General features: G+C 35.3%; 12 protein-coding genes. 3 read left to right on the top strand and 9 right to left on the bottom strand.

Features of this window, described 5'->3' with window-relative positions; all coding sequences use genetic code 11:
• Positions 1-65: 65 nt before the first annotated feature.
• Complete coding sequence (locus A5819_RS12935) at positions 66-629, bottom strand: hypothetical protein (RefSeq protein WP_086279176.1); 564 nt, start codon at positions 627-629, stop codon at positions 66-68.
• Positions 630-911: 282 nt separating this feature from the next.
• Here A5819_RS12935 and A5819_RS12930 point away from each other — a divergent pair, with 282 nt between their 5' ends.
• From A5819_RS12930 to A5819_RS12920, 3 genes are all read left to right on the top strand, one after another.
• On the top strand, positions 912-1,739 hold the full coding sequence (locus A5819_RS12930) for a helix-turn-helix domain-containing protein (protein WP_086279175.1): 828 nt from the start codon (positions 912-914) through the stop codon (positions 1,737-1,739).
• A gap of 258 nt (positions 1,740-1,997) precedes the next feature.
• A complete protein-coding gene (locus A5819_RS12925) occupies positions 1,998-3,299 on the top strand; it encodes a murein hydrolase activator EnvC (RefSeq protein WP_086279174.1) in 1,302 nt (433 codons plus the stop codon).
• Positions 3,300-3,425: 126 nt separating this feature from the next.
• On the top strand, positions 3,426-3,860 hold the full coding sequence (locus A5819_RS12920) for a universal stress protein (protein ID WP_086279173.1): 435 nt from the start codon (positions 3,426-3,428) through the stop codon (positions 3,858-3,860).
• A gap of 86 nt (positions 3,861-3,946) precedes the next feature.
• Here A5819_RS12920 and A5819_RS12915 read toward each other — a convergent pair whose 3' ends face one another.
• From A5819_RS12915 to A5819_RS12875, 8 genes are all read right to left on the bottom strand, one after another.
• The gene (locus A5819_RS12915; RefSeq protein WP_086279172.1) at positions 3,947-4,705 is read right to left on the bottom strand and encodes a class I SAM-dependent methyltransferase; all 759 of its coding nucleotides are present in this window, start codon (positions 4,703-4,705) and stop codon (positions 3,947-3,949) included.
• Positions 4,706-4,861: 156 nt separating this feature from the next.
• The gene (locus tag A5819_RS12910; RefSeq protein ID WP_086279171.1) at positions 4,862-5,224 is read right to left on the bottom strand and encodes a hypothetical protein; all 363 of its coding nucleotides are present in this window, start codon (positions 5,222-5,224) and stop codon (positions 4,862-4,864) included.
• A 107-nt stretch (positions 5,225-5,331) separates the two neighbouring features.
• The gene (locus A5819_RS12905) at positions 5,332-6,705 is read right to left on the bottom strand and encodes a glycoside hydrolase family 1 protein (protein WP_086279170.1); all 1,374 of its coding nucleotides are present in this window, start codon (positions 6,703-6,705) and stop codon (positions 5,332-5,334) included.
• A gap of 11 nt (positions 6,706-6,716) precedes the next feature.
• A complete protein-coding gene (locus tag A5819_RS12900; protein WP_086279169.1) occupies positions 6,717-7,988 on the bottom strand; it encodes a glycoside hydrolase family 125 protein in 1,272 nt (423 codons plus the stop codon).
• Between the two features lie 14 nt (positions 7,989-8,002).
• Positions 8,003-8,800 carry a MurR/RpiR family transcriptional regulator gene (locus A5819_RS12895; protein ID WP_086279168.1) on the bottom strand — a complete coding sequence of 266 codons (798 nt, stop codon included), beginning with the start codon at positions 8,798-8,800 and terminating at the stop codon, positions 8,003-8,005.
• Between the two features lie 291 nt (positions 8,801-9,091).
• Complete coding sequence (locus A5819_RS12885) at positions 9,092-10,414, bottom strand: PTS sugar transporter subunit IIC (RefSeq protein ID WP_086279166.1); 1,323 nt, start codon at positions 10,412-10,414, stop codon at positions 9,092-9,094.
• Positions 10,415-10,435: 21 nt separating this feature from the next.
• A complete protein-coding gene (locus A5819_RS12880) occupies positions 10,436-13,063 on the bottom strand; it encodes a glycoside hydrolase family 38 C-terminal domain-containing protein (RefSeq protein ID WP_086279165.1) in 2,628 nt (875 codons plus the stop codon).
• A 241-nt stretch (positions 13,064-13,304) separates the two neighbouring features.
• Positions 13,305-13,640 carry an antibiotic biosynthesis monooxygenase gene (locus A5819_RS12875; RefSeq protein ID WP_086279164.1) on the bottom strand — a complete coding sequence of 112 codons (336 nt, stop codon included), beginning with the start codon at positions 13,638-13,640 and terminating at the stop codon, positions 13,305-13,307.
• Between the last annotated feature and the right edge of the window lies 1 nt (position 13,641).

The following is a 13,641-nucleotide window of genomic DNA, read 5'->3' as shown; positions in this document are numbered from 1 at the left end:
AAAATAAAGTCTCTTAATTCATGGAAATAAGGAAATTTTGCGTATTTAACACTAAGCAGGCTGACTCAATGCCAAGTATAGCTCTTTAACAACCATAATGCGTGATTCTTTTTCTCTTTGATTCTATTCATTTTTCTTATACAAGAATCTTTAAAATATCTGTGTAGGCTCTTTTTTGACTCACGTTTTATTTCCAGATACATCTGCTGAATTGCTTTACGATTCGATTGGTATTTTTTTCGTTTGCCTCCAGTAAATTCATAGAAAATATCAATACCTCCTGACTCCTTAGTAATAGGTGACTGAAGAAATAATTCATTTTGTGTTTTCTTTAATCGCTTCAGTAATTCTTCTGTAACCTTTTTATCGAAATTTTGTTTGATAATCATTTTACAAAGTCTTGTATATTCGATTTTAGCAACATGATTGTACACTTTGCTTGCATAATCCACCCCTCTGTGTAAAACATTTGCGCTAAAAGACATATTTACTAGTAACTTATACTGATGAACACAGCTTTCTGCCATTTTTTGCTTATTTTCCTGATAAGGGATCTCGTTGTTCAACCTTGCTAAAAATTGATATAAAAAATCATTTTTTTGCTCTTCAATTCTAATTATCCTTTTCATTACTATTTCTCCTCCTTAAATAATGAATGAATTTCGGCATTTAAAAATTAAACAAAACAATACGAACGTCAAATCGAACATATTATAATGAATGTATTTCGGTAAACCTATAATATCATTTGGATCAAGAAAATACAATAACAAAAAGAATAAATAACAATACAATAATAATAATAAAAATGATATAGTAGAAGAAAGATAGTTAGACTATTAAGGATAAAGAGATCCATTAGCACTCAAACATCGTAAGCTCATCTATTGAAAAATTAGGAGGTAAATTTTTTGGAAATCAATTTAAAAGCTGTTGGACTGAGAGTCAAACAAATCAGAAAACAGCATAACTATTCAATGGCTCGTTTTGCCAAATTAGTTGGAAATTCGAGTGCTAGCACTGTCAATAATTGGGAAAAAGGCAATAATTTACCAAAACAAGATCGGTTAGAAAAAATAGCGATCCTAGGAAGTACAACAGCTGATTGGATACGCTATGGCGATTTTGAAGACTATGTAACTCAATTATTAAACGAAGCTAATTTACAGCATGAACTTAACATAGAACAACTGCAACAATTGATGCTCACCTTAAAAAAACAAAAAATCAGCTATACTCAAGATTTAAAAATATTGACTACTGCAAGCAAACTGTTTCCAGTTTATTTTGAAAAAAACTATCAGTTCGATCTTTCTAAACCTCATGCTTTACTTATTTCAGAAGACTCAACGACGTATAGCATTGAGCAAAATGATCGATACAGAACTAGCTTTTTGCCAATGATCGAAGCTTTGTTGCATGACTCTGACCAAAAAGAAGTCAATGCTTCTGTCTTGTTTTTAGTATTCGACTTATTGAAACGAACTGAATCAAACAAACATTATTTAAGCATTCTACCCCTCTTTAAAATGATCAGTGATATCGTCACAAATGATATTACTTATCGCAATAAACCAATAGCGAAAATAGTGAATTATGATGATCTCACAAAAAAATATACGGCTAATAAAGGAAAGCCTTTATCTGAGAAAACAGTACTAAAAAAATATTCACAAACAAAAAAAGAGTTGCTCGATATTTTAGATGAGTTTTATTCGGAGTTTAATAATCTTCAATAGTTCCCTGTCTATCCGCTCTTTATTTCCTGTTACAAACGTATTTTCTTATTAAAAGTAAGTTTCATATATTACAATTAGATGATACCTTTATTGCCAGATTTTAAATTTCGCCATTTTCCATTAATCTTGCTCTTTAAACATGATTATTCTTCTTAGACTATGGTATACTTTGTCTTGTGTTATTTAAGAATAGTAACGGTGCCTTTTTAACCAAAAGCCATCCGTTTAAAATGATAAATATAAAGCGAGGAACGTCACTTGAAGAAAAAACTACTCATTACACTTTCATTTGTTTTATTAGTAAATGCTGCGCCCTTGAGCGTATTAGCCGATGATATCGATCAAAAAATAGAAACTCAAACAAAAAAAATTGAAGATATCGTCAAAAATGAAAATGATGCGAAAGATTACTTAGCAACTCTAGAAACAGAAATTGCGACAATCGAAACGGAGTATCAGACAGTCCTTTCTGAGAAACAGAAACATGAAAAAGAAATGAACAAGCTAAATACTGACATTGCTAATTTAGAAGAAAAAATTGAAAAAAGAAATGAGCAATTACAAGCGCAAGCACGAGTTACACAAACGAATCATGAACAAGAATCCATGCTAGCTGTTTTGTTAAGTGCAGATTCGATCTCTGACGCTATTTCAAAAGCTTTAGCAGTTAATACATTAGTTACTGCAAATAATGATATTTTAACCGCTCAAAAAGAGGATAAAAAAGAACTTGATACGTTAAAAGTCAACTTAACCGCAACTCTAAAAGCACTTGAGAAGAAAACTGAGGAACTTGAAGAAAAGGAAGCTGCTTTGGCAGAAGCTAAACTTGAGCAGAATGTAAAAATCAACGAAATTGCTGCAAGTCTTGCAACTGAAAAAGCTGAAAAAGATAAATTTGTAAAACAAAAAGAAGAAGCAGCTAAAAGAAAAGAAGCACAATTAAAAGCAATTGCTGAAGAAAAGAAAAAAGAAGCTGAAGCAAAAGCTGCTGCTGAAAAACAGGCGAAAGAAGTGGCGAAAACAAAGCAAGCACAAGCTACTGCCGCTCCAACAAAAACAATAGAAAAAGAACAAGCCACACCTGTCCCTGATACAAATACAGGTACTAATAATAACGAGGTTCCTGCAAATGCCTCAACACCTACTCCACCAGCATCATCTGGAGGTTGGTCTGCTCCTGTAGCAAGTATGACGATCACTAGTGGTTTCGGTGTCCGTGAAGATCCAACGGGTATCTCAGGATCTTTTCATGATGGTATTGACTTTGGTGGAGCCAGCGGCACACCAATCATGGCTGCCCGCTCTGGCGAAGTTGTCAGCGCAAATTATAGTGGTATGGCTGGAAATCACGTTGTGATCAAGCACGACAATGGTTATTACTCCTATTATTTACACATGAGCAGCTTAAGCGTTGCAGCTGGACAAAGTGTTAGTGCCGGACAGATGTTAGGTGGTATGGGGACTACAGGTAATTCAACTGGGGTTCATTTACATTTTAGTATTTCAACAGGTCTGTGGAGCGGTTTTGTTAACCCTGCACCGTTCATCGGATTATAGAAAATCTAGTAAAGATAGCAAGTCAAAAATTACTGACTTGCTATCTTTTTTGCGCCTGTCAATTCGTTTACCCTCTACTGGCAAACATGTTATAATAAGCATAGATAAAGAAAGGTGTTGATTAAGATGATCAATAACTACTCAAATATCCTCGTTGCTGTCGATGGTTCAAAAAATGCTGAGTTGGCTTTACAACATGGCGTTGCGATTGCAAAAGAAAAAAATGCTACCTTGTACTTATTGTCTGTCGTTGATGAAAATGCAATCAGTCATAGTTCTTATGCCTATTCAAAAGTCCTTGCTGAGGAAAAGGAAGCTATCGAAAAAGAATTATTAAAAAATATTTATTATGCTACTGAGCAAGGATTGGATGACATTATACCGCTTGTTGAAATTAGCAATCCAAAAGAAATGATTTCTACAATTGTTCCAACAAATCAAGCAATCGATTTGATTATCGTGGGTGCAACGGGTAAAGGGATGATCCAATCAAACCAATTAGGTACCACAACCAGTTATGTCGTACAATATGCTCCTTGTAACGTGCTTGTCGTAAAATAATTAGTTGATATATACTAAAAAAAGCAGCCCCTTCTTATTCCCGAAGGGGCTGCTTTTTTTCTCGCCGTTTATCCGCTCTTTTTTAATTACTCTCTTAACTTTCCAATTAGCACAAATCGATGTTGTTGATTCCGAAGGTAACCTTTTTTTGACAATTCCTTTTGAATCTCAAGTAATTGAGTAAAATGCGTTTCTACTGAAACATCAGGATACTCCCACGGAATTCTTTTAACGTAATAAATCAACCCTTCCATATCTAAAAAGTCTTGATACGGAAAATACTCATCAGCAAATAAAATATCCATATTTTCTTTGACTAAAGCTTCTTGTGCTACCTCTTTTGACCATTCAAAAGAATTTCTTCGACGCTTTGTATCTAATTTTTCTGAGAGGAGCATTCCGTTTTGATCACCAACTTGCTGTGTAATGAATAGGCCGCCTAGCTTCAATACTCTAGAAACTTCTTTTGGATCATATGACTCATGGCTATTCAATATTATATCAAATGAGTCATTTGAAAAATTTAAATAATTCGTCTGATCGACAAACGTAACTGTTACACCTTGTGGTTTTAGCTTCTTTTTTAGCAGTTCATAATTAGGTTTCCAGCCTTCGGTAACGGATGTCTGACCAAACGGATGAGCAAATGTCAATAATAACTCTCCGCCACCAGTCCCCATATCCAATAAATGCATCTCACTAGACAAATGGGTACGAACAAGCTCATCATAACGCCACGGTAAGGCTTCTTGTCGCCAACGTCCTTCCAAATATGAAAAATCCCAACCTTTAAACTCCAATGCTTCAATAGTCTGCCAATATTTTTTTAATTCTATTTTTTCCATAACGAACTCTCCCTTATACTTAATTGTTGTCTGATTATAAGTTAGATACAGTTATGGTCGATCTGATAGTTCTAAATTTACTCAATACAACCCTATCAGAGCATTATAACTGTATCGAGTTGTTACTTCGTTGCATCACCTTGAAAATCATGTCAGTCATCTCCTACTTTTTTTCATTACTTTTGAGCCAATATATACCCATAAATACCCCATCAACATGCAAAACAACAAAGCACATAATAGAAATAGGGAGCCTTTATAAAATGTTGGCGAAACAATCAGCTCAACATAAGGAATCACATAAATGAATAACACAATGGCAACTACTACACCCGTAAAATAAAGCACCCCAGTTGAAACATAGCCCCCAAGGCCTCTAGATTGATCTCGCTCAGTAGGTAAAACATTTTTTCCTTGGCCATTGGAATAACGCGTTTGATTTGTATTCATTGCATCAAACGTACTATTGTTGATATTACTTCTTTCGGCAAATTTTCTTTGTTGTTCTCGCTGATTCACTTTTATCACTTCTTTTCTCTTTAATCCGGTTAGTCTTTAGACTATTATAGCATCACAAAAAAGAATAAAGCCAGACCTATTTCTGTCTTTATTCTTTCCTTCACTATTTATACCAAGCCATTTCGATCGATCAACTCTTTAAACCAAATACCACTTTTCTTTAAAGAGCGTTGATCATTTTCTAAATCCAAGCGATAAAATCCATAGCGATTCTTATATCCGTTCAGCCAAGACCAACAATCGATAAACGTCCATGAATGGTACCCAAAACAATTACTGCCTGCTTGAATTCCTTTATGTAACTGATTAAGATGTTCTTCCATAAATTCAATCCGATAATCATCTTGAATCATACCTGTTTGATCTAAGAACCGTTCTTCATCTGCCACACCCATACCATTTTCTGAAACGTACCAGGGAATATTGTTGTAGTCATTTTTGATCATCAGCGCAACATCATATAACGCCTCTGGATAAATTTCCCAACCACGATACGGATTTATTTTTTTATCCGGCCAATCATAATGATCGTAAAAATCAGCAGGAGAAACTGCAGGTTTATTGACTTTGGCAGGCGCTTGAACACGGCGTGGCTGATAATAATTCATGCCAATAAAATCAACTGTATTCTTTTTAATCAGCTCTAAATCATTCTCTGCAACATCAGGCAATAATTCATTTTCAGCTAAACGATCAATTAATTTTGCTGGAATCGTTCCTAAAACTGTAGGGTCTAAAAAGCTTTTGGTATTTAATAAATCAGCAAACTCAGCTGCTTCCAAGTCTTCTTGCGCCTGACTTTTGGGATAACACGGCGAAACGTTTAAAATGATTCCGATTGTGCCTTGATACTTTCTCTCTTTAAAGCTTTTAACAGCCATTGTATGAGCCATCAACGTGTTAAATCCAACTTGAACTGCTTTTTTCAGATCATGAATTGCGGGATAATGATACCCATATAGATAGCCGCACTCCACATGGACCATCGGCTCGTTAAATGTTGTCCATTGCTCAACTAAATCACCAAATAGTTCAAAACAAGTATCGGCATAAAAAGCAAATGCCTCCACCGATTCTCTAGTTTCCCAGCCGCCTTTTTCCATTAACCACCAAGGCATATCAAAATGAAATAAATTAATAATTGGTTTGACACCATTAGCAATTAACTCAGCGAAATAATGACGATAAAACGTAACAGCTTCTGGATTAACTGTTTTTCCATCCGGTAACAAACGAGTCCAAGCAATCGATGTTCTAAAGGAATTCATATTGATCTCTTTCATTCTTTTAGCATCATCCTTGAAATACTCATACATCTTAGTCGTATCTTCAGGTCCTTGGTTTAATTGGAATTTTTCTGGATTCAGTTCATACCATTTATCCCAAGTTGAAGGAGATTTTCCATTTAGCGAACCATGCCCTTCAGATTGGGGAGCAGATGTCGCTGCGCCCCATAGAAAATATTCTGGAAATTTTTTCATTTGCTTTACACCTATTTTCCTATTTTTAAATAATCTAACAGTAACGTACAAAACATCATATTCGCCCAGGAAAACCATTCACGGGTATATTGATTGGGGTCGTTCACATTAACACCTTCATGCATATGATTAGTGCCAGCATCGGTTTTAACTAAAATGTCTAACAACTCAGCCTTTTCAACTTGGCTAGTCGTCGTTAAACCTTGGATAGATAATGCGATCGGCCAAACGTACTCTTTTGGCGTATGCTCACTTCCGATTCCTTTTAACTTTATTCCTTCATAATAATATGGATTAACATCAGATAGAATTAAGGCACGTGTATTTTGATAAATTTCATCATCGATCGAACAATACCCTAGATAAGGAGCTGCTAATAGACTAGGTACGTTGGCATCATCCATTAAAAGATAATTTCCTAATCCGTCTACCTCATAAGCATAAACTTTTTGTCCCTGATGTTCAACGATACCCCATTTTTCTATGCCTTGATTGATTTCATCTTTTAATTGATTTGCTTGTTCAGCCAGTAATTTATCGTAGAAAATCTCTGTAAAAATTTCCTTAAGATAGCCTAAAATAACAACAGCAAACATATTGGCAGGAACTAAATAATTATATGTACAGCTGTCATCACTTGGACGAAAACCAGACCAAGTCATCCCTGTGTACCCACAAGGTTCTCCTAAGCCGTGATTTGAAAGTGTATCTTCTGGTCTTTCATCAAAACGCTCAAAACGATAAGAAGAATTTTCATGTCGTTGCTCTATTTTAAAAACCTTGATAATAGATTCTGCAGCACGTTTAAACTCTTTTGAAAATTGTTTGGTCTCACCTGTTTGTTTCCATAACAAATAAGCTAATTCGATTGGATAACATAACGAATCTATTTCATATTTCCGTTCCCAGATCCAACCATTCATCTCTGTAAGATCTTGGTGGTAGCAATGACCATTCTCAGTTTGGTTAAAGGCATTTGCATAAGGATCGATCAAAATACATTTTATTTGGCGGTCAACTAATCCCCGTATCAATTGTTTGATGTTTTCATCTTCATTTGCAATTGCTAAGTAGGGTTTGATTTGAGCGGATGAATCTCGCAGCCACATTGCCGGAATATCACCAGTGATTACAAACACATCATCCTCTGAGCTTTTGACTGTGGTTTCCAAAGTATTGTCAAAACAATTTGAAAATACTTCACTCCATCTAGGATTACTGGACTGTTCTGATACCAATGTTTTCATTTTTTCGATGACTGATTTTGAATAGTTTACACTCATGATGATTCCCCTTTTTACTTTCCTTTTAAAATTACTTCTGATTTAATCCAAGACTTGATCGTATCTTCATGATACATGGCTAAAATTTCTGTATATAAGATATCAATCACTGTTAATACGGGAATTTGTGGTGAAATCCCCCCCATATCCTTCTTTCCCATTGAGCTTGTTAAACAAAACGCTTCAGAGAACTCTTTATATGGACTTTTTTCGTTGGCAGTAATTACGATTACCTTTGCATTTTTTTCAGAAACTATTTTTACCGCTTCTTGGATTGCTTCATTATTGCCGGAAATCGATGAGACAACAACAAGATCACCTTGTTGCACACCATGAGCCATCATCACAATTGAATGTTCGTCCTTGATCACGTTGACAATTTTTCCAAGCCGTGAAAATTTAAATTGAAAATCTTCACCGCAAAAAGCGTTGTAACCTGTTCCCCAGTAATGAATGATCCGCCCGCTATCGATCATTAAAGCTGCTTTTTTAACTTCATCTTTATCTAATTTTTCGATAATGTCATTGAGCAACAAAGAGTAATTTAGATTGACGTAGCTAATACTAGAATCTGTTTGCTTTTTAGTGCTTTTACTAGAATATTTATATAAGTAAATCAGTTCTTTATAATTAGCTAAACCAATTTTTTTACAAAAGCGCGTGATTGAAGAATTGGATACACTAAGCTTCTTAGCCAATTCTTGAATTCCTAATTCCTTATTCCCATCAAGAAAGTATTGAGCGATCACTCGTTCAACATCCGTAAACTTTTTTTGATTTGCTTGAATGATTAGTTCGATGTAACTTTCCATGATTAGCACTCCTTTCACTATAGTAAAGAAAACAAGGAGGTTGGGACAGAAGTGTTTAATCCCGAGAAATAAGAAAGAATTCACGAAAATTGCTCTTCAAATTTTTGTAAATTCTGGCTTATTTCCGATGGGATTGCTTCTGCTCCCACCGTTTGTCCGGATTCCAGGTGTCTGGGATATAACTCGCAGAGTTATGTCTCAAACACTGCTCCCTTTATTTTATCTGTGCTAAAGCACTAAGACTTGAAGCGTTCTGTCCCAACCTCTTGCCTCTTGTTACGGTTTCCACGACTAGTCTTGTGCGTTCAGTAATTGGCTTTCGTCAAATTTCATATTCATTCGTACAAACGGTGCATAAATGAAGACATCCAAAACAACTAAAACGGCTGTTAAGATCACTGGGCTAAGATGGAATGCGCCTAAGATCCAGGTGCTGATGAAAATTGGTTCATTTCCTGAATTTAAGACGACCAATGGAACGACCCAACCAATTTTAGTCACAATATAAGCGACTACTGCATTGAAAACTGGTACAAAAACAAATGGGATAAACATCAATGGATTTAAGACAATCGGGAAGCCAAAGATAATTGGTTCGTTGATCCCGAATAGTCCTGGAATAAATGATAGTTTTGCTACTTCACGACCACTATACGTTTTTGGTGTAAAAATCAAAATTGCTAGAATCAACCCAAAAGTGGCACCAGATCCACCGATCATAGCGTACACATTTGTCATTGTATTCGGTGCAATAGAGATGTCCGCAAAGCTTTTTGTTTCAGCAAATTTCGCAACATTTTCTAAGAAAATTGGCAACCATAAAGCAGATACAACGCCCCAAACGATGTTAAAACCATGTAATCCTAAGAACCATAATATTTGTTCTAATAAGATCACTACAATAATAGCAGGTAACCCCGTTCCAACAGATGTTAGTGGTTGAACGAATAATTGACTGACCAGATCCATAAAGGAATTGAAATCAAACGCTTCAATCACGACTTTCATTACGGAACAGATCAATAATACGATCGAAATTGGAATCAAGGCAAAGAAGGAATCAAAAACATTTGGTGGAACATTCCCTGGTAGCTTGATAGCAATCTTATGTTTTGCTAAAACTGAATAAAGGAAAACAGCAAGTAAGCCTACGATCAAAGCGGTAAACATTCCTTCATAGCTAAAGAAATTATTCGCATAACCTTGAATAACTTCCGCTGAATCATCAGCAAAATTAACATTGTTTGGTACCATTACAAAATAGGCTGCAAAGGCTAATAACGTTGCCAGTAGTGGATTGATATTTGCTTCAGGATGTTTTTTCATCAATTCTTTTGCATAATTATAGGCAGTAGAAAAGACAATTAATAAAGCGACTATTCCCAATGTTCCTAGATAAACATTGCCGAAAATTGCTGATGCAGTTTGACCGATTGCTGTTTCTCCAAAAAAAGCATCGATCTGCATTTTGATCAGGTTGGAAAACGATCCTACCACAGTAAATGGAATACTGCTGATAAACGCATTTTTTATAGCTTGTAAAACGCTGTTGTTATCTACTTTATTGGCGATTTTTAATAATGGATCTTGAATTTTCTCGATATTTATTTTCATCTTAACTCGACCTTTCCCGTGTTATCTTTCTATTGAAACTGTTTTAATTTCTCCTGGCTTCACTGTACCCAACGAAACTTCCTTCAACTTACCAACTGATTCAACTAAGTCACCATTTAAATCAACAAAACGAACATTGCATTCCCTTGCTAATATGATTTTCTCATTGGTGACGCTCTTTTCAAGTGATGGGTTATACAGACGCAGATTGACCCATTGACCGTCACGACTTAATTCCAATGCACTAAACACCAAATTGGCGTTATTTAAATCAACATACTCTTTCAATTCATTCAAATGATCGACTTTATTACTTTGGAAATATTGGATTGGATTCGTAAATCGATTTAAGGTTTGAACTTGATAATATGGGCTTGTGACAGAATAGGTTTGATATTCCTTTTGGATCCTCACTGGATTAAAGTCAGCTGAAATGATTAAAGATAACTCCATCTCTAATTCACCTAATAATTGACTATCTGGAGTCGGAATATAACGGAATTGATTCCCTGAAGCATCTCCAGGTCTTCTTAATAACTCTGGTCTGCCTAAAAAGCCTACTCCTCTAAATAAAGTCATATAGATTTGGTCATCAATCACTTGATATTCTTTGATTCCTTTACTCATAATCGTCCAACTCGCGGCAGAATCATGAATGTTGGCATAGTGGATCATTGGATAAATCTCCGTTGGTTCTTCTTTCCAGCCTAGCTTTCTCCAATCCTGAATATGAGGATCTTGATTTTGTCGTTCAACGATTCCAAATAAGGTATCTGCATAACTGACTTTGTTTTTGACTGGTGTTTTAACAACCAGACGCATCCGATGATCCATTGCTTGGTTATTGATCTTGATTTTCATATCAATTCGCTTAGACTCTTTGCTTAATGATAAGCTCAAGGTGTAGTTAACTGTTATATTTAATTCCTCAGATTTCCTAGCTTGTAGATCTTTTGGTAATGTCCAATTGCCATTCAATGTCATGGTAGATAAAAACGGTCCTGTTTGAACAGATACATCGGTTGTATCGAAAACCAATTGATGAACTTTATCATGATAGGCAGGTGAATAATCGTAGGTGTCGCCTTCATCACCTGATTCTTCCACGTATAGACAGTTCTCATAGGTTTCGCCTTGTTCTTTCGCCAAAATAGTAAATTGTCCATCTGAGAAAGTGATCTTGTACGTTTCGTTTTCAATTAGCGTACTTGCTAACACTGATGGTTTAGCGCTATCATTTGATTCTGATAACTCTTTCACCGTTATGATCGTATATGCAAGTGGCGGGGTTTCTTTGATAAAACTTACTTTGTGAATATAGTAATACTTCGCTTCATCATAATCGCTTTCTGAACGTCTAACTTCACCAGCATAAACTTTTTCAGTTGATAGAATTTGACTAGCTAATTCATGGTTATTTTTATCAAGTAGTTTGATACTTGCATGCTTTGTGCTTACCTCTACTATATACGGATCCGTTCTGGTATAAGGTACGGTATTAAATAGAATCAAATCATTTTCTTGGATACCTTTAATGGATTCTGAAATTTTTCTTACTAAATAGTCAATTGTTGAATAGGATAATTGGTCCGCTTCTTTATATCTCGCTAAGATCATTTCATTTGTTTTATCCGTATTGCAGCCACCAATACTGTCATGAGCATGATTTTTCAATAATAACGTCCAAATATAATCCAAAAGCTCCCGTTTAAAAGGAATCCCTAAATCATCTGCCATCAACATTAATGGTTCTAGTTGGAAAATCAAACGATTTTCGATAGTATCATTTAACTTTTTCAAATCATATCTTGATGAATAAATAGAGCGATGAATTTTTGAAACACTGCCACTCATAAACTCACCTTGTACTGTTGGAAGCTCAGTTGCTTTTTCTTTTAATAAATTAAATATATGCGGATAATTGCTTTCTTCGATTTTGTATTCGGTACCAAATTGTTCGTTGACCTCTTGAATGATAGCTTTTAAATCTCGATCGACTGCTCGTTGGTCTCCACCAACCGGCAATGTTACAACTTCAGTAGCGCTGTCTTCTGCTACAAGATCCAGCATCGCTTTTTTCTGATATAGTTCACCTTCAACAAGTGTTACCCCGGCATAATAACCATTGCGAATATTGATTGTTAATACTTTTGAACCATCTTCAGCTGTCCAGTAAAATTCTCGACTTTTCGTAACTTCATTTGGCATTCCTCGCCAAAAGACGGCATCTGTGATTCCAAAGCCATTATAGATTTTCGGCATATCTTTCCCCTGTCCAAATGAATCAGGTAAATATCCTAAGGGCGTATGACCGCCCAAACGTTTTGACATATGGATCCCGATTTGCAAATTCTTCACGACCGATTCACCAGCCACCACGAATTCGTCCATTTGAGTATACCAAGGTCCAATAAATAATTTATTGGCTTCCACTAATTCTTTGATTTTAGTTTCTTTTTCTGGATAAACTTTTAAATAATCATCTAGAATGCTAAGTTGACCATCCAAATAATAATAATCCAGTTCGTTATTTTCTAAGGCATAAATTACCTCATCCATATGGTAAGAAAATTGGATAAATGCTTCATTATCACTAAAATACCACTCACGATCCCAATGAGTATGTGCTACGACATGTATCTTCTTCATTGTCTATTCTCCTTCCATCACTGTTCTTATTTAATATAACTCTGATTTTATAAAAAGAAAATGCATCCGGTAATATTTTCAAGTATTTTCTTTTACATCTAACAATAATGAAAATATTACCAATGTAATGCACAAAAAAGCTGAGTATAAAATGCTTTACACCTCACACTCAGCTAATTTACTTTCTATATGCAATCAAAAAATGAAGAAACTATTTTCAATAATCGTTCTCACCAATCAATTAAGTTAGCACTTCATATTCAGCAATCGTACTTGAAATAATACCAGGGCGTTTTTTCTTTTCCACCGTTTCATCCGTTGATTCTTTTCTTTGATGCATCTTTTTAAATGATTGGCTCTGCACCCAATTTTTTTGATGTTCTTTTGAAGTCCAGCGACTTAAAACAACCAATTCCGTTACTTCCAGATTATCTGGTAATGTCCGCTGCATTAATTGAAAGTTCAAGAATCCATCTACAGCTTCCATACTTTCTTTCGTATGCCCTGCTGTAAATTGTTGAATAATTTTTTGCGAGTGAGCCGTTTCTGTTTGAATCGTATTCGTTACAATATACATA

It is taken from the genome of Enterococcus sp. 7E2_DIV0204, from assembly GCF_002140855.1.
In the GTDB taxonomy this organism is placed as follows: Bacteria; Bacillota; Bacilli; order Lactobacillales; family Enterococcaceae; genus Enterococcus_L; species Enterococcus_L lemimoniae.
Note: the sequence above shows the minus strand (reverse complement) of the source record. Positions and strands in the feature narration are given on the sequence as shown.

Coding starts and splice junctions, on each gene's coding strand:
- A5819_RS12935 (WP_086279176.1), bottom strand. CDS start 629: ATGAAAAGGATAATTAGAATTGAAGAGCAAAAAAATGATTTTTTATAT.
- A5819_RS12920 (WP_086279173.1), top strand. CDS start 3,426: ATGATCAATAACTACTCAAATATCCTCGTTGCTGTCGATGGTTCAAAA.
- A5819_RS12915 (WP_086279172.1), bottom strand. CDS start 4,705: ATGGAAAAAATAGAATTAAAAAAATATTGGCAGACTATTGAAGCATTG.
- A5819_RS12905 (WP_086279170.1), bottom strand. CDS start 6,705: ATGAAAAAATTTCCAGAATATTTTCTATGGGGCGCAGCGACATCTGCT.
- A5819_RS12900 (WP_086279169.1), bottom strand. CDS start 7,988: ATGAGTGTAAACTATTCAAAATCAGTCATCGAAAAAATGAAAACATTG.
- A5819_RS12895 (WP_086279168.1), bottom strand. CDS start 8,800: ATGGAAAGTTACATCGAACTAATCATTCAAGCAAATCAAAAAAAGTTT.
- A5819_RS12885 (WP_086279166.1), bottom strand. CDS start 10,414: ATGAAAATAAATATCGAGAAAATTCAAGATCCATTATTAAAAATCGCC.
- A5819_RS12880 (WP_086279165.1), bottom strand. CDS start 13,063: ATGAAGAAGATACATGTCGTAGCACATACTCATTGGGATCGTGAGTGG.
- A5819_RS12875 (WP_086279164.1), bottom strand. CDS start 13,640: ATGTATATTGTAACGAATACGATTCAAACAGAAACGGCTCACTCGCAA.